This window comes from Bacillus cereus group sp. MYBK108-1 (assembly GCF_051917185.1).
Classification (GTDB): Bacteria; Bacillota; Bacilli; order Bacillales; family Bacillaceae_G; genus Bacillus_A; species Bacillus_A cereus.
In genome coordinates this window covers 1-24,408 of sequence record NZ_JBQAHZ010000005.1, presented here as the reverse complement: position 1 = coordinate 24,408, position 24,408 = coordinate 1, and the positions used below count along the sequence as shown (strand labels likewise).

Here is a 24,408-nt window from a genome sequence, read left to right as displayed (position 1 = left end):
AACTGTTTTTACCCAAAACTTTCAATATCATATATAATCTTGAAATAATATGAATTTTTCAGTGAAGGACGGGAAAGAAATGGTCAGATTCCTTGGTGTTATTATCGGTTCTATTATTATTGCGGTTGCCTTTAATCTTTTCCTTATCCCCCACAAAATTTTAAGTAGTGGAATTGGCGGAATTGCTATTATTTTAGGGATTGTAACCCCTGTAAACACAGGCATTATTAACTTTGTATTAAACTTACCTATCCTTATTTTAGGGTACATAGGTCTTGGAAAAAAAGTAATTTTTAACACAGTTGTCTCTGTAGTTGTATTATCTGTTGCATTATACTACGTTCCAGTAAAAGTCGTAGCAACAGATCCATTGTTATCTTCTATCTTCGGAGGTGTAATCGCCGGAGCTGGTATTGGTCTTGTTTTTAACTGTAATGGATCCACTGGTGGATTTGATATTATCGGTATGCTTTTATCCCGCAAGCGAGACATTAAACTTGGCGGATTCCTTATTATTTTAAATGCAGTCGTTGTAATAATCGCAGGATTCTTCTTCACCTGGGATGTTGCACTTACAAGCTTACTTTCAATTTATGTAACTGGTAAAGTAATTGATGCTGTTCATACAAAACATCGTAAAGTTACACTTATGATTGTAACAAATGAAGCAGAAAAAATGAAAAAACAACTTCTTTCAACTGTTGTACGTGGAATAACGTTACTTGATGGCGAAGGTGCTTATTCAAGCGAGAAAAAGCGTGTACTTATGACCGTCGTTTCTCGTGAAGAATTAGCAAGTATGAAACTAACAATTTCTGAAATCGACCCGAATGCATTCGTTAATATTACAGAAACTGTAGAAGTGTTAGGACTTTTCAGAAGAAGTTAAAGACTAGGTGGGAATCCACCTAGTCTTTATTTTGCATAAATTCAATTCGGTTTCCAAATGGATCTGACACGTAAAATCGAATTACATCTGGCCGTGCATAATCATCAATCACTTTAACACCTTGCTCTATAAGTGTTTGCTTAAATTCATTAATTTCATTCACATAAAAAGCTGGATGAGCCTTTTTAGCTGGTGTAAAGTTCCGCTCGACACCAATATGGATTTCTTGATTTCCACATTTAAACCAACATCCACCTCGTTTTTTCAACTCTTTTGGTTTTGGAATTTCTTCCATACCAATCGTATTCCCATAAAAATCACGCGCCTCTTCTTCACAGCCTACAGGTGCAGCTACTTGCACGTGATCAATCCCTTGAATATAATTTTTCATTTTCTCTCCCCCTCCTCTACCCTAATGTTATACGGAAAACAGCCGTCTGTAACTTACAAAAGGTTTATAAAACAATATAAGCTCCCCTTATTACCATCCTGCATTCATCTTGCAAAAAATAAAAAAAAAAACAAAATTTATTCTATAACTTCCATTTTTTATAGAAATACACATTACATCTATATTATAGTTATGAATAGACAAATCTTTTTAGATGCTATTTGTACGGAGGAACTATTATGAGTCGTAAAAAATATTCACCAACTCAAAAAAAACGTCATCCGAACATTTCTAGACGTTTGCGAAACCATATACAAGATCGTTCATTAACAGAAATGTATGCATCTCTGTTCGAACACAATCCTGATAGTATTATTTCATTAAATTTAGAAGGAGTTATTCTACATATAAATCCTTCTGCCGAAAGAATATTAGGTTACACTTCTTTAGAATTAGAACAGAAAAATATTACCTCTATTTTAGAAGCCCATATTTCTGAGCAAGTATTACAAAATATAAAGAATACTGAAGCGGATAATCAACAAGAGTATATCTTATCTATTTATCATAAAAATGGATTCTTATTAGATGTTGTGACAAAACTAGTTCCTATTTTTGTTCAAAATCGTCTTACTGGCGTATATGCTATTATGAAGCCGCTTGAAAAATCAGAAAGAATTGAGAATATGCTAAAAGAAAGCGAGAAGAGATTACGTACATTAGTAAACTCCATGCCTGCGTTTGTTATATTTAAAGATCATGAAGGGCGCTGGCTTGAGGCAAATGACTACGCACTTTCTTGCTTCAATTTCCATCATGTACCTTACCATGGAAAAAAAGATAGCGAACTCATTCAATATAATGAAGCATACCGAGAAGCTTTTTTACATTGTGAAGAAATTGATGAACTAGCATGGCAACAAAGACAAATTCTTCATGGAGAGGAATTTATTATACATAGAGATGATTTCGATCTAATCTTAAGTATATCAAAAGTCCCGCTTTATCATCCTGACGGTTCTCGCAAAGGTCTTATCGTGATGGGGAGAGATGTTACTGAGCTAAAAGAAACTGAAAAGTTATTACGAAAATCTGAGAAGCTCGCAGTAGTCGGACAACTGACAGCTGGAATTGCCCATGAAATTCGAAATCCACTCACTTCTCTAAAAGGTTTTCTAACGTTGCTCCTCCCTGAAATAAATGAGGAGCAAAAATGGTATATCGATGTTATGTTAAGTGAGATTTCACAAATGGAATCCATCACGAGTCAATTTATGGCGATGTCTAAGCCACAAGTATTATCTATCCAAACTTGTAACATACAAACTTTAATTGAAGAGGTAGTTACATTTATTTTACCGACTGCAATTATGCATAGCGTTCATATCATCATGGATCATTTTGATTACGTATATGATATTCAATGTGACGGTAACCAATTAAAACAAGTTTTTATAAACATATTAAAAAATGCGATAGAAGCGATGCCAAATGGCGGAAATATTTTCATCCAAACAAAACCATTAGAGGATAATTTCATCTTAATACGAATTATCGATGAAGGTTGTGGCATTCCAGAAGATCGTATCTCCCGTCTAGGCGAACCTTTTTATAGTTTAAAAGAAAAAGGCACAGGACTAGGATTAATGATGTGTTACAAAATAATTGAAGAACATCATGGTAAATTACACATTTCAAGCGAATTAAATAAAGGTACGATTGTTGATATTGAGCTACCACTTTCTTCATCTCATCTTGCAATCCAGTCTTAAATAAAAAAGAAGCATCTGCTAATCGTTAGCAGATGCTTCTTTTTTTAAAATGCTTTGTCATACCACTCTTTTGCTTTTTCTACTTCACCCATCGTTAATTGATGCCCTCGATTTTCCCAATGCATTGTTACATTCGCATTTGCATTTTCTAATAGTACCTTCAATTCCTCTGACTCTGCTGATGAACAAATTGGGTCATTTGTCCCAGCAGCAATAAACACAGATTTCCCTGCTAAATTTGCTAATTGCATTCCCCTTCTAGGTACCATTGGGTGATGAAGCACAGCACCTTTCAATGCATTCTCGTAATGGAATAATAAGCTTGCTGCGATATTCGCTCCATTCGAATAACCGATAGCTACAATGTTATTTCTATCGAATTTATATTCTTTAGCCGCTTCATCTAAAAATTCATTTAATTCCTTCGTACGGAAAATTAAATCCTCTTCATCAAAAATGCCCTCTGCTAATCGGCGGAAGAAACGCGGCATCCCATTCTCTAACACATTTCCCCTAACGCTTAATACCGACGCTTCCGGATCAATTATTTCTGCAAGTGGTAGTAAATCTAATTCATTACCACCTGTGCCATGAAGTAATAACAACACTGGTTTTGACGTATCTTTTCCTTTTTGAAAAACATATTTCATCATAATCCTGTTCCCCCTTCAATCACTTTAATCTAAATTTCTCACTTCAAATGGTAAAAGCGTTTGTTCAATCTGTTTTCTATGTTGTTCATATTGTTCCGGTAACTTTAATTCCTCCCCCATCGTCTCTAACGATTCATCATGAGCGAAACCAGGAGGATCTGTTGCAATTTCAAATAAGATTTCACCATGTTCTCTAAAATAAATCGCGTTAAAATAATTTCGATCTTGTACAGGAGTTACGTGATATCCAAAACGCGACACATACTCTTTCCAGTCTAGCTGATCAGCATCATCACTCGCTCTCCAGGCAATATGATGAACCGTGCCAACGCCCATTTGGCCACGACCGATTGTTGATAATTTCAAATCAATAATATTTCCAATGTCAGCAGAAGAACGGAATCGAACAAATTCGCCCTCTTCTCCAATTTTTTCAAGACCCATAATATGTTCTAACAATTCAGCGGTTTTTTGAGGCTGTGCAGATAAAAGAACAGCACCTCCAAACCCTTTAATTGCTACTTCTGGTGTAACTTCTCCAAAACTCCAATTGTTTAATTCGCCTGCTTCTCTTTCAACTAATTCTATATGCAAACCATGCGGATCATCAAATTCTAAATACTGCTCTCCAAAACGAGTCATTTTTGTATACGAAACATCGAATTTTTCTAATCTATTTTCCCAAAACTCCATTGCACCTTTTGGTACAACGTAAGACGTAATTCCTACTTGACCGTCCCCAATAATACCTTGACGAGCACCTGCCCATGGGAAAAATGTAATAATTGTTCCAGGCTTTCCTCCTTCATTTCCAAAATAAAGATGGTACGTACCTGGATCATCAAAATTCACTGTTTGTTTCACTAAACGTAACCCTAATACACCAGCATAAAAGTCTACATTTTCTTGCGGATGTCCTACAATCGCTGTAATGTGATGGATTCCCATTGTTTTCTTTTCCATTTCTTCCACTCCTTTTTTATTTCATTATAAAAATTCTTTTACATTTAAATTCATTATTCATTTTGTCCATACCATAAAGTAAAATCCTTAATTATAATTTATCTCGAAATTGAGGTATTAACTTTAAAATTACATCCTAATAACTAACCCGCCAAAACTATCTCGAATTCGAGATAATTCACAAAAAATATATGTTCAATCTACAAACATAACAAATCTTTATTTTTCTCGATCTCAATACTTATTATAAGTTACTTACTTTTCTTTGTCAATAAGTTACGTATTTCATTTAAAGTGAAAAGAGAGTAAACGCTATTCAGCGTTTACTCTCTTCACTAATTATTTTGTTTCCTCTTCCAATACTGCTTCCATCTCATTAAATTCACGATGTATCGCTTTAACTGGTTCTTTCGTTAATAAACTTACAACGATAACAGTTAATAAACTACAGAAGAATCCAGGTACCATTTCATACATAGTCGCTTTTAAACTTGAAATTTGTACCCAAGTGATAACAACTAATGCACCGACAATCATCCCAGCAAGAACGCCCCATTTGTTCGTTCTCTTCCAATATAAACTTAATAAAATTGCTGGTCCAAATGCTGATCCAAATCCTGCCCAAGCATATCCAACAAGCGTTAAAATTGTATCACTCGGATGATACGCTAAAACAACTGCAATCATCGCTACAACTAATACTGACAGCCTACCGATAAATACAAGTTCTTTATCACTTGCATTACGACGGAAAAATGTTTTATAGAAATCTTCCGTTACTGCACTTGAAATAACAAGTAATTGTGAGGAAATACTACTCATAATCGAAGCCAAAATAGCTGATAATAAAAATCCTGTAATATACGGATGGAATAAAATATTTGAGAATGTTACAAAGACCATTTCTGGGTCTTGTAATGTCGCATTATTTTTAGCATAATAGGCGATACCAATTAGACCAGTAAGCATTGCACCTATAATTGAAATCGTCATCCAACCGATACCGATTCTACGAGAAGTTTTTAAATCTTTAATAGAGGTAATTGCCATAAAGCGGACAATAATATGTGGTTGACCAAAATATCCAAGGCCCCATGCTAAAAATGAAATAATGCCAAGTATTGTGGTCCCTTTAAACATATCTAAATGCGATGCATCGACTTGTTTAATCGTATTAAATGTTTCTGTTACACCACCGACATCCGTAAAAGCAACAATTGGCACTAGTACAAGCGCAATAAACATAATACAACCTTGCACAAAGTCCGTCCAACTTACGGCTAGAAAGCCACCAAATAGTGTATACGCAACAACGACACCTACTGTTACAAATAAACCAATTTTATAATCAAGGTTAAAAGAATTTTCAAACAAACGTCCACCTGAAACTAAACCAGCCGACGCATAAAATGTGAAAAATACTAAAATGACGATAGCGGAGACAAAACGAAGTATTTTCGTACGATCTTTAAACCGATTCTCTAAAAAGTCTGGAATCGTAATTGAATCATTTGCCACTTCTGTATACGTTCGTAAACGCGGGGCAATGATTAAATAGTTTGCATACGCACCTATTAATAAACCTATCGCAATCCATACACTTGATAATCCTGTTGCATACATCGCACCAGGTAATCCCATTAGCATCCAACCACTCATGTCAGAAGCACCGGCTGATAAAGCTGTAACTGCTGGGCCGAGTCCCCTCCCGCCTAACATATAATCTGATAAATCGGATGTCTTCTTATAAGACCAATATCCGATATACAACATACCTGCCATATAAATAGCAAGCGAAACCATAATTTCAATCTTCACCAAATCTCTCCCTTAGTCCATAAGCCATTCAAAATTTCGAAAAATGACTTTTTCTATTTTCTTGTTTTCGCTTATGGTTCCCTACCTTAACAAACATTTTTTGTTCTTTCAAGTGAACGAGCACTTTTCATTACATGTGAAAACCTTTATAAACGCCTTTATCCCAGTGGATTACCCTGTTTTCAAAAGAAATTGAAGTAAAAATATTCTGATAATTAAACGCCTTATTTTTTAATAAAAATAAGCCATACAAATGTATGACTTTTAATCTATTAAACATAGCTTACTATTTACTAGTAGGAAACAATTCTGAGAGAGGAACTACCCGCCCCATCTCGTCTTTAAATACAATATGATCTCTCTTTAAATGGCGCGGGCTCTTCACTCCCGCCGCTGCCGCTAATGAAAATAAACTATATCTCATACTAATAATATAATTCATGACTCGCCACTTCTTCTCATACGGATCTAACGCTTTTTGATAATGCGGATTCGTCGTGGCTACACCAGATGGACATTGACCAGAATTACATTGAAGGGCCATAATACAGCCACTTGCCATCATAAACCCACGGGCTGAACTTACAGCATCCGCCCCAATCGCTAAAGCAATCGCCACTTTATCTGGTGTGATTAATTTACCCGATCCAAATACTTTAAACTTATTACGGACACCATAATGGTTTGCTGTATCAATAAATGTAAGTAATGCTGGAATAAGCGGCAGTCCCATACAATCTGCCATCGATTTATACGTTGCCCCTGACCCGCCTTCTGAACCGTCGATTGTAATAAAATCTGGATAAATGTTTAGTTCTTTCATTGTTTTTATTAAATCTTCCAAAGGCTTCTGCTGACCAATTACAATTTTCATTCCAACTGGTTTACCGCCGCTTTCTTGCAACTGTTGAATAAAATAAAGTGTATCCGCTGCATTCTTTAAAAATGAAAATCGATTCGGTGAATTAATCGTCTCTCCCTTTCGGACGTTGCGAACAAACGCAATTTTCTCATTTACTTTTTGCCCCTCTAAATGACCACCACGTATTTTAGCACCTTGCCCAAATTTCAATTCGAATGCTCTAATATTACTTTCTTTCACTTTCTCCATGAATTTTCCCATTGAAAAATTACCGTCTTCATCACGGTATCCAAATAACCCTGGACCAATTTGCGCAACGATATTCGCTCCTGTATGTAAATGTTCTGGAATAACGCCACCTTCACCCGTATTAATCCACGATCCGCCTGCCATTTTTGCTCCAAGACCACTCGCTAAAATATAATTTTCTCCAATCGCACCATAAGAAGTCGCAGATGCACCAAACATGCCATGTAGCTTCCACGGATATTTACGGTTCTCACCGACTATAATTGCATCATCTTCTTCGTACAGCCAAAGATTCGTTGTATCCGCTGTCAATTTTTCTCTTCTTGAAAATAACCCTTCTTTATGAATCACGTACTTTTTACCTTCTCGCTCTTGCGTGAGATTCACACTTAATTCCTCCGTTAATATCGGAAATAATGTATTAGCAATATAATATCCAGAAGCTTCAAAATCTCGTTTTGATCCAAAACCAAGTATTTCAGAGCGATATTTCGCTAAAAACATAACACTTTGAAAATCATAACGTGAGAAAGGCTTTCCATCCGTATCATGATCAAACCAATATTGTCGAAATTCAGGCCCTATCTTTTCCAGTAAGTAGCGCATTCTTCCTAAGTACGGATGTAATTTTAAAATAGAATGGTGTGTTCGTTTTTTTATAAAAAATGTAATGATAAAAAAGACGATTAAAAGCAACATTAAAAATAGTAATATACTAATAATAACGAGTAGCGTTTCACTCATCCCGCTTCCCCCTATGAAATTCCATAATAAAAGGAGAACACTAGATGTGCTCTCCTTTTATCTTTATTCATACTAACGTAGCAAGATGCTCTTTCGCGTCATATTCAACTAAACTTTCAGCGTGTTTAATTCGATGAACAAAGTCTGGATTAGCAATTAACGGTCTTCCGAATGCCGCTACATCAATCGTTCCTTCTTGCAACGCTTCTTCGGCCTCTTTCGGATTTAAATTACCAACCCCAACAATCGTACCATCCCAATATTTTCTTACTAGTTGATGAAAATTCTTTCCGTCAGCAATCTCTTGGGTATAATTCATCGTTGAAGGATGGATCATCGTTAACCCAACCTCTTTAAACATATTTATGAACGTTTCAATTGCAAACTCAGGGTTTTCCCACATATAAGTAGGATTATCACCTTTGAAAGCAGAGAAACGAAGAAGTGTTTTATTAGCTCCAGCAGCTTCTATTACAGCCGCCGTTACTTCTTTCATAAACGTTAACCTTTGTTTTAAATCACCGCCATATTTATCTGTTCGCTTATTCGCAAACTCATACGTAAATTGATCGATTAAATATCCGTGTGCACCGTGAATTTCTACTCCATCAAATCCAGCTTCGATCGCATTTTTCGCAGCTTGTGCGTATTGATCGATCACTTCTTGTATTTCTTCTAACGTCATTGCTTCTGGCGTATCAAACGGTTTACGAAAGCGTGGAACATTTCCCTCTGCAGCGATAGCCGACGGTGCTTGTGGCATTTGACCACCAATTATTTCATGATGACTCATACGCCCAACATGCCATATTTGAGCAATAATCGTCCCGCCTTCTTTATGTACTGCCTCTGTAACAGGTTTCCAAGAATCGATTTGTTCTTGTGTATAAATACCTGGTACTCCTGGGTTTCCTTTTGCTCTCGGACTAATGACAATTCCTTCTGTAATAATTAGTCCAATTCCATCTGCAGCACGTTTTCTGTAGTACTCCACTACATCCGCACCAACTACTCCAGTCTCATTATCTGCAAAGCATCTTGTCATCGGTGCCATCGCTATACGATTACGAAGAGACCAAGCTCCAACTTGAATTGGATCAAACAACTTTGTTTCTTCAACGTTTTCAAAAAATCCCCCAGCATTTACATTTGTTCCTTCATAAATACTCGCTGCTTTATTACTTGAACTTGTCATTTTTCTTCCCCCTAAAAAATCTTACTATAATCGCATCATACTTACTTTTAGATAGTAACGTCAATTTTTACGACTTTAAAATAAAAAAATCGAATATTCAAAAAAAAAAAAAAAAAAAAAAAAAAACAAAACGCTATAAATAATATTAAAAAGGTTTCCTTAGGAGGAAACCTTTTTTGTTGACCATATATGGCTGTCAATTCGTTTATCTCTTTAATAAAAAAGCACCTTATCAATAGAAGTGAAAATGGTTCAGTATTCTTCTAAAAATAATAACTTATATACCTAAAACAATGAAAGCCCTACCTCTCTTTCATCCTTACGGCTCCTCGTCCGTGCCAGTGTGAATCAGGATTGCAAAAATCAAGTAACTATTTTATCGAAGTATTCAATTAAACTTCGAACATTCATAAATGAAATTAAAAAATAAAAATGGATTTGATTGTAGTAATAACAATAGAGGTAATACTCTAAAAGTGGTTTGAAAGAGTTGAATGTCTTTGAAATGATAAATTTTCTATAATTATGTTCCCAAAAAATTCAAGATCTTTTTTGGGATATAATACATTATTTGTAATGAACCTTAACAAAAGCTTTTTATCTGATTTTCTGTGATACCTTCAATTAATCCCAGTTCACTAATCAAAAATTCATATGCGTTATCTAACATCTTCTTTTCGCTTGCATTAAGTGCTTTTTCTTTCTGTATACGCATTAAATCACGCACAACTTCAGCACCTTCTTGCATTTTACCCGTCTTTATTTTATCAGTGTTCAATTTATACCTTTGTTTCCACGTAAGTAATCTATCTGATTCCCCATACAAAAAAATATCTATTATGTGTAGTAATGCCTTGATATCTGTAACTGGTCGTATATTTGAGTTCAATATTTTGCCTTCAGGAATCATTATTTCCATATTGTTAGCCGACATTTTTATAACATAATATTGTTGTTTTTTTCCTGCGATTTCTTTCTCTTCTATGGCTTTAATTATACCTGCTCCTTGCATTGGATAAACAATGTTATCGCCAATTTGAAACAAATAATCCACCTCCATATATGGTAACCTTCTTAAGCTTAACACACATTCATTTTTTTAGCAAAATTTTTATTTTATCACAAAATTATTTTACACGTCAACACTTCAGAAGCAAGAAATTAAATTTACACAATACACTATAAAAACCGCAATTCCATTAACGGTTCCACACACATTCATTCTCTTTTAACACAAAAACACATCACTACATTTAAGTAGTGATGTGTTTTTGATAAGGCATAAATAAAGATCTACTTTTCTGTCTATATACTAACCTGCTTACGAATCGTCTCCCGCGCTAAAAGAAAACTCATAATCACTTGCGCAGCTACTCTACTCGTCATATCCCTAAAATCAAGAGTTGGATCAATTTCTACTATATCCATCCCTTGAACGAGTGGCTCTTTACCAAGAAATTCAATTGCATCAAGTAAAGTAGTACTATCCATCCCACCAGGGCCAATTGCTGGACAACCTGGCGCAAATGCTTGGTCTAGTACGTCCATATCAAGAGAAATGTAAATAGAAGTCACACCCTGATTTCTTAATACTTCAATACTTTCCGTGATAATATCTTTTATTTCTCGTTTTCGTACGTCTTTCATTGTGTACACTGTCACACCATGTTCTTTTGCATATTCATGGTACGCACGTGCATTTGAAAAATTACGAATGCCGATTTGAACGAGTTGTTTTCCTGTTATGACATCATTTTCTAGCAAACTACGGAACGGTGTACCATTTGATGGACCACCATCATCTAAATTACGTAAATCATGATGAGCATCAAATTGAATAATACCGATTTTCCCTTTACTATTTGCAAATCCTGTTATACTCGGAAAACTAATTGAGTGGTCACCACCAAGTACGATTGGTATCATGTTCGGATTTACTTTCGTTACATGACCAACTGTTTTCGCAATTCGGTTATGACTTTCTTTTATATCCGTCACATGCATCGTAATATCACCGCAATCATACAGAACACTTTCTTTCATATCGTGTTCTTCTGTAATTGCGTATGTACTATATGCATCTAACATCGCACGAATTGTTTTTGGCGCAAAACATGCACCTGAATGACTAATAGATGGTTTAGAAAGGGGTGCTCCAATTAAGGCAGCACCGAATATTTCTACACCTTCCTCCCAATCTTTAATCATTTCACTCCATTTCGTCACTTCACAATCAATAAACTTTGCATTTTTCTTTAAATAGTGGCCGTGCTCCACGATTGTTCACCTCTTGTATATGCAATATTCCCATTCTTCCATACTGTATTTACATGACTTACGCCGTAATGATACGGTACATAAGCATAATTGTAAGCATCCCATAACACTAAATCTGCCTTACGACCAACTCTAATTTTCCCAGCTACATCACCACGGTTAATGGCATAAGATGAGTTAACTGTTACGGCATTCCAAACTTCTTCTGGTGTCATTTTCAGTTTTAGCATTGCAATGCTCATAATAAGCTGAATGTTTTCAGTTGGACAGCTACCTGGGTTAAAGTCTGTAGCTAATGCAACTGCAACACCTTCATCAATCATTTTACGACCGCGAGCGAAGCTTTCTTTATTTAAATAGAAAGTTGTTCCTGGTAATAGAGTTGCTACTGTATTCGAGTTTGCAAGCATTTCAATTCCTTTATCAGAAGCGCCAACTAAATGATCTGCTGATGCTGCACCGATTTCAGCAGCAGCTTCCGCACCACCAAGAGGGTCGATTTCATCTGCATGAATTTTCACATCAAAGCCAAGCTCTTTCGCTTTTAGTAAAAACTCTTTTGACTCTTCGACAGAGAACACACCTGTTTCACAGAAAATATCGACGAACTCAGCCAATTGCTTCTCTTTCATTTCTGGCAATAAATCTAACATCCATTGTAAAAACTCTTTTGATCTTCCTTTATACTCTTTTGGAACTGCATGAGCACCTAAAAATGTTGAAACTAAATCGACTGGATGCTCTTTTTGTAATTGTGCAGTTGCCTCTAATTGTTTCCATTCCGTCTCATCATCTAATCCGTAACCACTCTTCGCTTCTACAGTTGTCACACCGAAAGATAGCATGCGGTCTAAATGGAATTTCGCTTTTTGAACAAGTTCTTCTTTCGATGCTTGTTTCGTTGCATTTACAGTCGAAAGAATACCGCCGCCTTGTTCTAAAATTTCTAAGTACGGAACTCCTTGTAATTTCAGCGCGATTTCATTTTCACGAGATCCACCAAATACAAGATGAGTATGCGGATCAACTAGGCCAGGAGAAACCATTTTCCCTCCGCAATCAATAACTTCTTTCGCTTGTAATCCTTTTACTTCTTCCGCTGTTCCAACGAAAGTGATTACGCCATTTTCAATTCCGACTACACCGTTTTCGATAACAGGAAGCGTGTTCATTGCTTCCCGTCTTAACAAGCCATCTTCTTGATCCATTGTTAGTAATTGACCGATATTTATTAGTAAAGTGTCCAGCATGTTTTCTCCTCCTTATTTCATCATTGGAATGTTAACGCCTTTTTCTTTCGCAGTTTCAACAGCTAAGTCATACCCAGCATCTACGTGACGAACAACACCCATACCAGGGTCAGAAGTTAATACGCGTTCAATACGTTTTGCTGCTGCTTCTGTTCCATCTGCAACGATAACCATTCCAGCGTGAAGTGAATACCCCATACCAACGCCGCCACCGTGGTGAACAGACACCCAGCTTGCACCGTTTACACTGTTAATTAATGCATTTAAAATTGGCCAGTCTGCTACTGCATCACTACCGTCTTTCATCGCTTCTGTTTCACGGTTTGGAGATGCTACTGATCCGCAATCTAAATGGTCACGACCGATTACGATTGGTGCTGATAATTCACCATTTGCCACCATTTCATTAATGATGCGACCAAATTTCGCACGCTCACCGTAACCTAACCAACAAATACGTGATGGAAGACCTTGGAATTCAACTTGCTGACGAGCCATACGAATCCAGTTACATAAATGTTCATTATCAGCGAACTCGCGTAAAATTACTTCGTCTGTTTTATAAATATCTTCTGGATCACCAGAAAGTGCTACCCAGCGGAACGGTCCTTTTCCTTCACAGAATAATGGACGGATAAATGCTGGAACGAATCCTGGGAAATCGAATGCATTTTTCAAGCCTTCATCGAAAGCAACTTGGCGAATGTTATTTCCATAATCAAATGTAATTGCGCCTTTTTCTTGCATTACAAGCATTGCTTCTACATGTTTTGTCATACTTTCTTTTGATAATTGTACGTAACGTTCTGGATCTTCTTCACGAAGTTTCGCTGCCTCTTCTAACGTATAACCTACTGGAATATAACCGTTTAATGGGTCATGAGCAGATGTTTGATCCGTAACTAAGTCAGGGATAATATTACGATTTACTAACTCAGGTAAAATTTCTGCTGCATTGCCTAATAATCCAATTGAAATAGGCTCTTTCTTCTCTTTATACTCGTTTGCAATAGCCAATGCTTCTTCTAATGATTCTGTATACTTATCACAATATCTCTTTTCAATACGACGATCGATACTACGCTTATCTACATCAATAGCAATGACAACACCGCCATTCATCGTTACAGCAAGAGGTTGTGCACCACCCATACCACCTAAACCAGCAGTAAGTGTTAATGTACCTTTTAATGAACCTTCAAAATGTTGACGAGCTGCTTCACCAAATGTTTCATATGTTCCTTGTAGAATCCCTTGTGTTCCAATGTAAATCCAGCTACCAGCTGTCATTTGTCCGTACATCATAAGACCTTTTTTCTCTAGTTCTCGGAAGTGATCCCAATTCGCCCATTTTGGTACTAAGTTTGAATTCGCTAACAGAACACGCGGCGCGTCTTCATGTGATTTAAAAATGGCAACTGGTTTTCCTGATTGAACAAGTAACGTTTCATCGCTTTCTAACGTTTTTAATGAATCTACGATTGCATTGTAGCTTTCCCAGTTACGAGCTGCACGGCCAATTCCACCATATACAACTAATTCTTCTGGTTTTTCAGCTACCTCAGGATCTAAATTGTTCATTAACATTCGAAGTGCTGCTTCTTGCACCCAACCTTTCGTTTGTAACTCTGTACCTCTTGGCGCGCGAATTGTTTGTTGTACTTTTTCCATTTCAATCTCTCCCTTTTCTCATTTTATAGTGCTGCGTTTACATCTAATCTTTCTTTTATCGAATAATTCGTTTTTAACCAATGCGCAATATTTTCAATATCAGTTGAGAATATGCGGTCATTTGTAATAGAAGGTACTTGTTGACGGCCTTGATGGTAGAAGCTCTTCGTCACTGCACTCATGTTTTCAATACCGCGATATTCTGCTGCTTGCATTGCACAAATCATCTCAATTGAAAGAACACGTCTTGCATTTTGAATGATCTGATGTGCATGGCGTGAAGCAATTGTTCCCATACTTACATGATCTTCTTGGTTAGCAGAAGACGGAATTGAATCTACACTCGCCGGATGTGCTAACGTTTTATTTTCAGAAACTAGTGACGCTGCAGCATATTGCATAATCATTGCACCTGACTGTAGTCCTGGTTCTGGACTTAAAAATGGTGGTAAATCATTTAATTGCGGATTTACTAAACGCTCAATACGACGTTCTGAAATATTTGCAAGTTCTGCCATTCCTACTTTTAAGAAGTCCATCGCAAACGCAATCGGTTGACCATGGAAATTCCCGCCCGAAATTACTTTTTCCCCACCATCAAAGATAAGCGGATTATCTGTTGCTGCATTCATTTCAATTTCTAATTTTTCTTTCACATAATTTAAAACTTGCCAAGAAGCACCGTGTACTTGCGGGATACAGCGAAGTGAATAGGCATCCTGTACACGTAGTTCTCCTTGTTTTGTTGTTAATTTACTATCATGAAGAATGTCACGAATTCTGCTTGCTACTTCCACTTGCTCTTTATAACCACGTGCTTTATGAACATTTTCATCAAATGCATCAATAATGCCTTGTAACCCTTCAATTGTCATCGAAGCAATTAGTTCAGCTTGATACGCCGTTGCTTCTGCTTCTATATAAGAAAGAACTCCTTGTGCCGTCATCGCCTGCGTACCATTAATTAACGCAAGACCTTCTTTCGCTTCAAGTTCAATTGGCTCAAGCCCTTCTTCTGTAAGAGCAACCATTGCATGAACGCGTTTCCCTTTATAGAACACTTCACCTTCGCCTAATAATACGAGCGCGAGATGAGATAAAGGCGCTAAATCTCCACTTGCACCAAGTGAACCTTGTTGCGGAACGACTGGATGAATTTTACGATTTACAAACTCAAGAAGCATATTTACAACAAGCGGCCTTACGCCTGATACTCCTTTAAGCATCGTGTTTGCTCGTAAAATTAACATTCCGCGCGATACTTCTTCAGGGAATGGATCACCAATCCCGCATGCATGTGACTGAATTAAATTATGCTGAAGTGCCTTTACATCATCTTTTTGGATAAGCACATCACTAAACTTTCCAAATCCAGTTGTAATTCCGTAAACGACTTTTCCGTCCTCTACAATTTTCTCAACTACTTCGCGGCACTCCGCTACCTTTTGCATACTAGTTGGACAAGCTGTTACACCTTCTCCTTCCAGTAATAACCTCTTCATTTCTTCAACTGTCAATGTATGTCCTGTTAACGTAATCATCATTTTTCCTCCTTAAAAAGGCAAAAGGGGACCTTATCTTTTTAAGACAGACTTCTGTCCTAAAAAAGTAAGGCCCCCTTCTAACTAATAGACTATGGGCAAATCATATGTGATTAATTCCTAAACCAATCGCCTCATGCTCAGATCCTTTTACAGGTGCACCAATCGTTCCATATAATGCAACAGCAACCCATTCGCCTTCTTTTTTTCCGTCGTATGGTGTACCGCGCACAATCGCAAAACGAAGTCCTACTGTACGAAGAACGTCTGCTAACTGAATTTGACCTCTCGTCACTCCGTACAAAGCTTCCATAATTGCATGATAAAGTGCATGTGTTTCTCTGTAAACGTCTGTTTCAATAACTTGGTTGCTTTTAGCCGCTGTTTCCATTGCTGCGACAACCTTTTGCGAATTCATTGAACCCACTTTCCCCGTACAATACTTCCAACCTTTTGGAATGGATAATACAGGACTTTCATTCTCATCCGCAAGTGCCAACAGCATGGCCATACGACCAATTCGATGTGTTCCTTGAAGAAGCATGTGACTCTCTCATTTCTTTTGAATTATTTGAATATTACTTAATTTAAGAATATATGAAAACGTTTAAATCGTCAATAGTTTAAAATCATATTCAAATATTTTTTTCATCCCCATAATTTTGTGTACACAAATGATTTACACAAAATTTCCAGACGTGCTATAGTCTCACTAACAGATGCAAAGGGGCGAAATTTCAGTGACAAAACGAAAAGATATTCATTTTCGAATTGAAGAGAAATTACTTGAAAGGTTTGAATTAGCACTCCATTACGAAGGTTTAAAGAAAACAGATGTATTAACGCACGCAATTCAGCAATTTTGCACGAAAGTGGAATGCGAAAAGATGAATGATGTAAAACGCCAATACAACGTAAGTAACCATTTACAAACACGTATTAATACGCATAAACATTATGAAGAAAAACATGTGAATTTAGATGAAGTCGTTGTGGATCATTTACAACTTCAAGGAGATGAAAAAATATTAGAGGTTGGGTGCGCTAACGGGAGTTTCCTTTCCCTATTACAAACTAACGGTCATACAGGACATTTAACAGGTTTGGATCAATCGAAAACGATGCTTTCTGAAGCTACAATAAAAAATAGCATAATTGAGTGGAGACTAGGTGACGCTGGTAAACTTCCTTTCGAAGCTAATTGCTACGACTGGATCGTCGCAAGACATATGTTATACCACATGAAAGACGTCGAAAAAACAATCCAAGGATTCCATAAAGTAATACGTCCTGGTGGCTCACTTTTAGCTACAACAAATTCTGACGTTACATTACCTCGTATAGTTGAAGTGTGTAACCGCATGTTAGACGCATTTGATTTACCGAAAACAACATCTTCAGTCACGCCATTTTGTTTGGAAAATGGTAAAGAGATATTACAGTCTGTTTTTCCAACTGTTGAAGAAGCAGTTATTCATAATGCTCTCGTTTTTCATCATGCTACTCCGATTGTAAACTATATTTCTAGCATGTTTCCGTCGCTAAATATACCTGATAATACATACCTTCACACGGAAATGAAGGTATGGCTAAAAGAAGAAGTAGAAAATGAATTGTCACTTCATAACGGTATATGGCGTGATCCAAAAACGTTAGCCATTTATCAATGTCAAAAAGAAAACAGCTAGCATTTGCTAGCTTTTACACGTTTTCTCGTAAAAGTTTCTCCATTACTACATTGCCTTTACCACCATAAAAATCTGTATTATGTTCGTCTGCCACTCCAAAATAAGAGGCAATTGCTATTCCGAATGGTACAAATGCATGCCCTTGTGCTGTAATGATATTTGAGTGTTGCACAACTTCTTTATACACAAAATTTTCTATTGGAAAACAATCGAACTTTTGATAATCTATAGTCGCAGTATAAGAAATCCCCTTAAATAAGCCCGCTTTTGCTAGCGCATACGGTCCAGCGCAAATTGCCGCCACTAATTTTTCTTGTTCATGAAATTGACGAATGATTGAAAAAAGAGATTTTGCATCTTCCAACTCTCCTTCTTCTCCACCTGGAATAAGTATCCCCTCATACTCATCTACACGTACTTCACTTACTTCTATATGCGGCTGCACTTGCAACCCTGTTTCACTTATAATCAATTCGTTCGTTAAGCCCGCTGTAATGATTTCATATTTATTTTTCAGCAATGCCGTTGCTACTGTTATTTCAAACTCTGCAAATGTTGGGTATACAAATAAAAGTATTTTTTTCATAGCCCTCTCTCCTTTAACCAGTACATAAAATATACCTCTAGATCGTCCACTGTTAATCTATTCGTATCCAAATAAGTTACAGGAAATTGTTTATACCAATCTTTTTCCGTTTCTACTAATTTAAATTGCTCCTCAAATGTACTTCGTTTTCTTGTCCTATCGTTATTTTTTCTATCATATACATTCTTTTTCGTCACATCTAAATAAAAAATGGCATCTGAACGACATTCTCTTAATTTATATAATTCACCTTTCAATTCAGCTTCTATATCCCACTCTTCCCCTATAATCGTTGGATAAAAGAGTGTAAAAAACTCAATGTCTTCTGGTCCGCGATCAAAAATTACGACTGAACCTTTCACATTTTGAAACTCCTTAATTTTTGCTTCGATAAACATTTTTTGATTTATGATAAACCCTTCTTTTGAATTCATATCCAAATTTAATCGCTTTCGCTTTTCTACAATTGGATAAGGATTTTCATATATAACCGAAAGCCCACATCTCTCTAACCTTTTAGCCAATGTTGTTTTTCCGCTAGCCATCGGCCCTTGCAGTGAAATTACGTATACCATACCTCTCATTCCCTTACACTTTAGTACACCTATAATATACAGAATTTTTAAAACTCTCAACATTATATATATCATCTTGTTTCTTATTCCTATCTAACTTATAATAAAAAATAGAGATTATGACGGACGCATCAATAATGTAAGCTTGGAAATCCAAGCTTACATTATTTTTTGCTTTCCCTTTTCGAATAAAAAGAGTATACTAGATTAGAACGTATGTTCTTAATGATTACATACAGTAAGGAGATAGAACAATGGTATACGACACAAAAGCAATTTCTTGGAATGAGTCTTTAAAACAACTTCAACGCCGCTATACAAACAAACAAGTTGACCGAAAAGAATTTGAGGATATTGAACTGATGGAATTCTTCCGCGATAACGACTACATTTCTTTACCTACACATATAAGCGGCCTATCAAAAACACGTTTTACTTCTTACTCTATTTTCACAACTGAAGATAAAGATCGTAAAGTTGGCACACTTATTATTGAGTATGTTGAAGACGATAATAATAATTTATGTGTTGAACAACTATACTTCGTTTAAACTATAACGCTTGGTCAAAATGACCAAGCGTTCTTGCTTTCTATGAATCTCACTGTATATAATATGAATAAAAGAAAACCGCTATCATTAAGGGGGGATATGCTTGCTCGAAGGATGGTTCAGTTGGTTCATTGTATTATGGACGGTTATTTTATTAGGGCTTATGTCTATCGGTGGATACTTTATGTTCAGAAAATTTTTAAAACGTTTACCAAAAGAAGACGGCATGTCCATTTTGGATTGGGAAGAACACTACATAAATAAAACGAGACATTTATGGGCTGACGAACAAAAACAATTGTTAGAAGAGCTTGTAAGTCCTGTTCCAGAACTATTTCGCGATGTTGCAAAATCAAAGATTGCTGGAAAAATCGGGGAACTTGCATTACAAGAAAATGCCTCTCAAATTACACAAGACTTAATTATTAAAGGATATATCATTGCCACACCAAAGCGTGATCATAAATTTTTAATTAAAAAACTACAAGAAAAAAAGATTGATTATTCTAACTATCGATCTTTACTCGCAAAGTAACTTCATATTATTTTCGATAAAAAAGACAGCGCCTTTGACGCTGTCTTTTTATTTGGTACATATACAGTTTTTAAGTTAGCTTCATATCTTTTTCATTATAAAAACCATCTTCTTTTTCCATTTCCTTTTGTAATTTCGTAAAGGAACGGTACATGGCAATTCTCCATGACACAATCATCGCGAACGCCAGTAAGAAGAACATGCCACTAAGTTGTCCTAAATCAAGAGATTGGCTTAAGTATGTTTTAAATACAATTCGCACGACAAGTAATCCAATTAATATAAAAACAAAGGCTTTTGAACGCTTCAAATAAATCTCTTGTCCTCTAATTTCAAATTTAGATGTTTTAATAAGAAAAATAGAGAAAAACAAACCGACGCCAATTGCTTCTAACATTTCCGCTGGAGTTAATCGAAATTCAGGAAAAACATACATCAATGCGCCCGTGCTCATAAAAAATGGCGGAAGTATAATTTTTTTCAATGTTGCAGGTTTCTTAGCTGCTTTTAAACGAATAAACATCGCACCGACAGCCATACAAACAGCAACGATACTTGATAAAAGAACTATGTTCATATTTTCTCATCCTTTTTTGTGGCTATATGCAAAATATACTTTCATTATATGCTTTTCCGTTAGTATTTCCAACATTTTCGCAGAATAATACTAAAAACCGGTAAAACCACCAAATAAACTTGAGAAATATACGATAATTTTCGTCATCCAGTTAAAGTATAGGAAGACCCCCATAACAATCATAATATATCCTCCGACTTTCATGAAGGTCATACTATTTCTTTTAATCCAAGACATTTTCGTAATAAAGAATGACAGTACGAAAAACGGGATAGCAAATCCAAGTATGTAAGCAATCATGTAAATCATTGCTGATTCTGGGTTTGTTGCTGCTAATCCAATTACGGACACTAGAATTGGTCCGGTACATGGCGTCCACCCTGCTGCAAAGGCTAATCCAATTAGTACTGATCCAAAATAGCCACTTGGACGATTTTTAAATGTAAATTTACGGTCTTGCATTAAAAATTTCGGCTTAAACACCCCGACAATAATTAAGCCGAACACGATGATAAATATACCACCTAACTGTCTGATTAAATCTTTATAGTCAGTAAAGATTCCTCCAATAAAACTTGTACCAAATCCAATTGCAATAAATATAATTGAAAATCCAAGTAAGAAAAACGCTGTATGTATCATACTTCTTTTGCGAAGCATTGCATTTTCTTCTTTCAATTCAGAAACCGACATACCTGTTATGTACGATAAAAATGCCGGATAAAGCGGTAAGCAACATGGGGAAATAAATGATAAGAACCCGGCGCCAAACGCTAAAAAAATACTAATATCTTGCATCATTCCACTCCTCTCCCTAAATATTGTAACAAAAACACATAAAAATACTATGAACAATTCGTGAAATCACTTTTACAACGTGGCAATAAGAAAAACCGTACTTCCTCACAGTTTCTAATAAAACGTTTTCATTTCCTTCTATTATATAGAAAAAACTCAAATGGATTATGAAACTCCTTTAATTGTCATTACCATAACAAAGGTAACATAGTTTCTCAAATAATTAGCACGTTACTAGTACGTCTATATACATATTGGTTTAAAAAATATTTTTTTCAAATGCTGGCTCTATACAATGCAAAGTTGATTTTATAATACTTCTACTATTAATAATTTCAAGATTATGCATAAATATCATACTTTTATTATTATTCTATAAAATGTCATACTTTTCTTTCATTTGACCCTTTATTTCTAATTTTGTATACTTCCCTCTAGTTATATATTTTCGATACGGAACAACTTCATATAGATGGGAGGAATTTTTCATGCTTCGTTATTCTCTTTTAGTTTTATTAGGAGCGTGTAGTTATGGAATTTTAGCTATTTTTGTTAAGCTTGCATATGCAGAAGGATTTTCACTTGGAGAGGTAATTGGCAGCCAATATTTGTTCGGTTGGATTATTTTGCTTGCTATTACACTTCTATTTTCTAGACATCGCGTTCCTTTAAAGCAAGCATTACTTTTATTCGTTGCAGGAACATCTGCAAGTTTTACCGGAATTTTTTATTATGCTTCATTAAAAACTGTACCAGCTTCTATTGCAATTATTCTTTTATTCCAATTTGTTTGGGTCGGAATTATCATTGAAGCAGTCGCAACAAAAACATTACCTTCAAGAGAAAAAGTTATTTCTGTTATTTTCTTACTTGTAGGGACATTTTTATCAAGTGGTTTACTTGAACAATCAGCAGGTGCTTTCAATACGACTGGGATCATTTTAGGTTTATTATCTGCTGTTACATTCGCAACATACATTTTCGTGAGCGGAAAAGTTGCTGTTGAAGTACCTTCATTACCGCGCGGTGTTCTCTTAATGACTGGTGCTTTAACTTTAGTCATGATTGTATTCCCACCAACATTTATTTTTAATGGTGCCATTTCTCAAGGTCTTTGGAAATACGGTTTAGGATTAGGAACATTTAGTATCGTAATTCCATCTATTGCCTTTACAATCGGTATTCCAAAAATCGGTTCTGGCTTAGCAACTATTCTTGGTGCAGCGGAACTACCAGTTACAACAATTATGTCCGTATTCGTTTTAAAAGAGGCTGTACTATCTTCACAATGGTTCGGTGTATCACTTATTTTAATCGGGATTGCAATCCCGCAAATTGCATACGCAATGCGTGGACGTTATCGTAAACATCATACGCATAAAAAAGTCGCAGCATAAAGCGAAACTTTAATTAGTTGAACCAATCGGACTGCCCATTAATACAGGATAAACGAGAGAGGATTTTCATTTGAGAATCCTCTCTTTTATTGTTGTATACTTATGATAAATATTTTGCTGAAGAAAGAAGGCATACTACATGGTATCTATTTCAACTCAACTAAAAGAAAAACTTATTTCCATCCGTCGACATTTACATGAGTATCCAGAACTATCATATGAAGAGTTCGAAACAACAAAAGCAATAAAAAATTGGTTAGAAGAAAAAAACATTACTATCATTGACTCCAATTTAGAAACAGGAATTATCGCTGAAGTGTCTGGTAATAAAAACGGGCCAATTGTAGCAGTTCGTGCTGATATTGATGCCCTTCCTATTCAAGAAGAAACACATTTGTCCTATGCATCTAAAGTACGAGGAAAAATGCATGCTTGTGGACACGATTTTCATACAGCTGCCATTTTAGGTACTGCTTTCTTATTAAAAGAAAGAGAATCTTCCCTAAATGGAACGGTTCGCTTCATATTCCAACCAGCTGAAGAAAGTAGTAATGGCGCTTGCAAAGTTATTGATGCTGGACATTTACGTAATGTGCAAGCGATTTTCGGCATGCATAATAAACCTGATTTACCAGTAGGTACAATTGGCATTAAAGATGGTCCACTGATGGCTGGAGTTGATCGATTTGAAATTGAAATTCACGGAGTTGGTACACACGCGGCTGTACCAGATGCTGGCGTAGATCCTATTGTCGCATCCTCTCAAATTGTGATGGCACTGCAAACAATTGTAAGCCGAAATATAAGTTCATCTCATAATGCGGTTGTTAGTGTTACAAATATTCACGCAGGAAATACGTGGAACGTAATTCCTGAAAAAGCTACGTTAGAAGGAACGATTCGCACGTTCCAAGTTGAAACACGTGAAAAGATTCCAGCACTCATGGAGCGTATTATTAAAGGTGTATCTGATGCATTAGGTGTAAAAACAAAATTCCGTTTTTATTCAGGTCCTCCTGCTGTTCACAACGATAAAGCTCTTACAGACTTATCTACTCAAGTTGCCACAAAGATGAATCTTAATATCATCTCGCCTAGTCTATCAATGGCTGGAGAAGATTTCTCATTTTACCAACAGGAAATACCAGGTTCATTCGTCTTTATGGGAACGAGCGGTACACATGAATGGCATCATCCTGCTTTTACAATTAATGAAGAGGCACTGCCTATAAGTGCAGAATACTTTGCTTTACTAGCCGAAAGAGCACTTAAACAATTCTCATAAAAAAAGCCGTTCAAAGTGCATCTCAGCACCTGAAGTGACCCCTAAAAGTTAGACACGGTTATTTCATTAGGCAGCTTGATAAAAATGAGTCCGGTATTGCACCGGGCTCATTTTTAATTTTGCCTTTATCCGTTTTGTATT

General features: G+C 36.1%; 24 protein-coding genes. 7 read left to right on the top strand and 17 right to left on the bottom strand.

Going from position 1 to position 24,408, the window contains the following annotated elements; genetic code table 11:
* The first annotated feature begins 79 nt into the window (after nucleotides 1–79).
* Complete coding sequence (locus ACTFSL_RS09970) at nucleotides 80–889, top strand: YitT family protein (protein ID WP_000251344.1); 810 nt, start codon at nucleotides 80–82, stop codon at nucleotides 887–889.
* Between the two features lie 19 nt (nucleotides 890–908).
* Here the strand turns inward: ACTFSL_RS09970 and ACTFSL_RS09965 are convergent, their stop codons facing one another.
* The gene (locus tag ACTFSL_RS09965; RefSeq protein ID WP_000800773.1) at nucleotides 909–1,280 is read right to left on the bottom strand and encodes a VOC family protein; all 372 of its coding nucleotides are present in this window, start codon (nucleotides 1,278–1,280) and stop codon (nucleotides 909–911) included.
* A 239-nt stretch (nucleotides 1,281–1,519) separates the two neighbouring features.
* Here ACTFSL_RS09965 and ACTFSL_RS09960 point away from each other — a divergent pair, with 239 nt between their 5' ends.
* Nucleotides 1,520–3,052 carry a BA3702 family sensor histidine kinase gene (locus tag ACTFSL_RS09960; RefSeq protein WP_000087650.1) on the top strand — a complete coding sequence of 511 codons (1,533 nt, stop codon included), beginning with the start codon at nucleotides 1,520–1,522 and terminating at the stop codon, nucleotides 3,050–3,052.
* A gap of 44 nt (nucleotides 3,053–3,096) precedes the next feature.
* Here ACTFSL_RS09960 and ACTFSL_RS09955 read toward each other — a convergent pair whose 3' ends face one another.
* The 11 genes from ACTFSL_RS09955 to hutP all read right to left on the bottom strand — a co-directional run bounded on the left by ACTFSL_RS09955 (nucleotide 3,097) and on the right by hutP (nucleotide 16,819).
* Nucleotides 3,097–3,705 carry an alpha/beta hydrolase gene (locus ACTFSL_RS09955; RefSeq protein WP_440041619.1) on the bottom strand — a complete coding sequence of 203 codons (609 nt, stop codon included), beginning with the start codon at nucleotides 3,703–3,705 and terminating at the stop codon, nucleotides 3,097–3,099.
* Nucleotides 3,706–3,729: 24 nt separating this feature from the next.
* Nucleotides 3,730–4,668: a ring-cleaving dioxygenase gene (locus ACTFSL_RS09950; RefSeq protein ID WP_000412728.1), complete on the bottom strand. Its 939-nt coding sequence runs from the start codon at nucleotides 4,666–4,668 to the stop codon at nucleotides 3,730–3,732.
* A 339-nt stretch (nucleotides 4,669–5,007) separates the two neighbouring features.
* On the bottom strand, nucleotides 5,008–6,486 hold the full coding sequence (gene putP / locus ACTFSL_RS09945) for a sodium/proline symporter PutP (protein ID WP_440041617.1): 1,479 nt from the start codon (nucleotides 6,484–6,486) through the stop codon (nucleotides 5,008–5,010).
* A 286-nt stretch (nucleotides 6,487–6,772) separates the two neighbouring features.
* Complete coding sequence (locus tag ACTFSL_RS09940) at nucleotides 6,773–8,341, bottom strand: glutamate synthase-related protein (RefSeq protein ID WP_440041616.1); 1,569 nt, start codon at nucleotides 8,339–8,341, stop codon at nucleotides 6,773–6,775.
* 67 nt (nucleotides 8,342–8,408) lie between these two features.
* Nucleotides 8,409–9,536 (bottom strand): alkene reductase, encoded by a 1,128-nt coding sequence (locus tag ACTFSL_RS09935; protein ID WP_440041615.1) that lies wholly within the window; start codon nucleotides 9,534–9,536, stop codon nucleotides 8,409–8,411.
* Nucleotides 9,537–10,119: 583 nt separating this feature from the next.
* Nucleotides 10,120–10,581, bottom strand: coding sequence for a CarD family transcriptional regulator (locus tag ACTFSL_RS09930; protein WP_440041614.1), 462 nt, complete (start codon nucleotides 10,579–10,581; stop codon nucleotides 10,120–10,122).
* Between the two features lie 260 nt (nucleotides 10,582–10,841).
* The gene (gene hutG, locus ACTFSL_RS09925) at nucleotides 10,842–11,813 is read right to left on the bottom strand and encodes a formimidoylglutamase (RefSeq protein ID WP_440041613.1); all 972 of its coding nucleotides are present in this window, start codon (nucleotides 11,811–11,813) and stop codon (nucleotides 10,842–10,844) included.
* Complete coding sequence (gene hutI, locus ACTFSL_RS09920) at nucleotides 11,792–13,063, bottom strand: imidazolonepropionase (RefSeq protein WP_063548369.1); 1,272 nt, start codon at nucleotides 13,061–13,063, stop codon at nucleotides 11,792–11,794. Before hutI ends, hutG begins: the two co-directional genes overlap by 22 nt.
* A gap of 12 nt (nucleotides 13,064–13,075) precedes the next feature.
* The gene (gene hutU / locus ACTFSL_RS09915; RefSeq protein WP_023522768.1) at nucleotides 13,076–14,734 is read right to left on the bottom strand and encodes a urocanate hydratase; all 1,659 of its coding nucleotides are present in this window, start codon (nucleotides 14,732–14,734) and stop codon (nucleotides 13,076–13,078) included.
* 23 nt (nucleotides 14,735–14,757) lie between these two features.
* A complete protein-coding gene (hutH, locus tag ACTFSL_RS09910) occupies nucleotides 14,758–16,275 on the bottom strand; it encodes a histidine ammonia-lyase (protein WP_023522769.1) in 1,518 nt (505 codons plus the stop codon).
* Between the two features lie 103 nt (nucleotides 16,276–16,378).
* Nucleotides 16,379–16,819 (bottom strand): hut operon transcriptional regulator HutP, encoded by a 441-nt coding sequence (gene hutP, locus ACTFSL_RS09905; RefSeq protein ID WP_000926516.1) that lies wholly within the window; start codon nucleotides 16,817–16,819, stop codon nucleotides 16,379–16,381.
* Between the two features lie 196 nt (nucleotides 16,820–17,015).
* On the opposite strand from hutP, the gene ACTFSL_RS09900 reads away from it, so the two are divergent.
* Nucleotides 17,016–17,963: a class I SAM-dependent methyltransferase gene (locus tag ACTFSL_RS09900; protein ID WP_440041610.1), complete on the top strand. Its 948-nt coding sequence runs from the start codon at nucleotides 17,016–17,018 to the stop codon at nucleotides 17,961–17,963.
* 13 nt (nucleotides 17,964–17,976) lie between these two features.
* Here the strand turns inward: ACTFSL_RS09900 and ACTFSL_RS09895 are convergent, their stop codons facing one another.
* Both ACTFSL_RS09895 and ACTFSL_RS09890 read right to left on the bottom strand, forming a co-directional pair.
* Nucleotides 17,977–18,549 (bottom strand): DJ-1/PfpI family protein, encoded by a 573-nt coding sequence (locus tag ACTFSL_RS09895; RefSeq protein ID WP_097920582.1) that lies wholly within the window; start codon nucleotides 18,547–18,549, stop codon nucleotides 17,977–17,979.
* The gene (locus tag ACTFSL_RS09890) at nucleotides 18,546–19,133 is read right to left on the bottom strand and encodes an AAA family ATPase (protein WP_140157222.1); all 588 of its coding nucleotides are present in this window, start codon (nucleotides 19,131–19,133) and stop codon (nucleotides 18,546–18,548) included. The genes ACTFSL_RS09895 and ACTFSL_RS09890 overlap by 4 nt, the downstream gene beginning before the upstream one ends.
* A gap of 245 nt (nucleotides 19,134–19,378) precedes the next feature.
* Here ACTFSL_RS09890 and ACTFSL_RS09885 point away from each other — a divergent pair, with 245 nt between their 5' ends.
* Nucleotides 19,379–19,675 (top strand): hypothetical protein, encoded by a 297-nt coding sequence (locus tag ACTFSL_RS09885; RefSeq protein ID WP_000262400.1) that lies wholly within the window; start codon nucleotides 19,379–19,381, stop codon nucleotides 19,673–19,675.
* A gap of 103 nt (nucleotides 19,676–19,778) precedes the next feature.
* Entirely contained in the window at nucleotides 19,779–20,210 is a 432-nt protein-coding gene (locus ACTFSL_RS09880) for a DUF2621 domain-containing protein (RefSeq protein ID WP_000889373.1), read from the top strand.
* 70 nt (nucleotides 20,211–20,280) lie between these two features.
* Here ACTFSL_RS09880 and ACTFSL_RS09875 read toward each other — a convergent pair whose 3' ends face one another.
* The 3 genes from ACTFSL_RS09875 to ACTFSL_RS09865 all read right to left on the bottom strand — a co-directional run bounded on the left by ACTFSL_RS09875 (nucleotide 20,281) and on the right by ACTFSL_RS09865 (nucleotide 21,751).
* Complete coding sequence (locus ACTFSL_RS09875) at nucleotides 20,281–20,787, bottom strand: CcdC family protein (RefSeq protein WP_001028439.1); 507 nt, start codon at nucleotides 20,785–20,787, stop codon at nucleotides 20,281–20,283.
* Between the two features lie 90 nt (nucleotides 20,788–20,877).
* Nucleotides 20,878–21,585, bottom strand: coding sequence for a cytochrome c-type biogenesis protein CcdA (gene ccdA / locus ACTFSL_RS09870; RefSeq protein ID WP_001152677.1), 708 nt, complete (start codon nucleotides 21,583–21,585; stop codon nucleotides 20,878–20,880).
* Nucleotides 21,586–21,601: 16 nt separating this feature from the next.
* Entirely contained in the window at nucleotides 21,602–21,751 is a 150-nt protein-coding gene (locus ACTFSL_RS09865; RefSeq protein WP_071732505.1) for a peptidase T, read from the bottom strand.
* A 322-nt stretch (nucleotides 21,752–22,073) separates the two neighbouring features.
* On the opposite strand from ACTFSL_RS09865, the gene ACTFSL_RS09860 reads away from it, so the two are divergent.
* Both ACTFSL_RS09860 and ACTFSL_RS09855 read left to right on the top strand, forming a co-directional pair.
* Complete coding sequence (locus tag ACTFSL_RS09860; RefSeq protein WP_061457608.1) at nucleotides 22,074–22,982, top strand: EamA family transporter; 909 nt, start codon at nucleotides 22,074–22,076, stop codon at nucleotides 22,980–22,982.
* Nucleotides 22,983–23,121: 139 nt separating this feature from the next.
* The gene (locus ACTFSL_RS09855) at nucleotides 23,122–24,267 is read left to right on the top strand and encodes a M20 peptidase aminoacylase family protein (protein ID WP_440041608.1); all 1,146 of its coding nucleotides are present in this window, start codon (nucleotides 23,122–23,124) and stop codon (nucleotides 24,265–24,267) included.
* The last annotated feature ends 141 nt before the right edge of the window (nucleotides 24,268–24,408 follow it).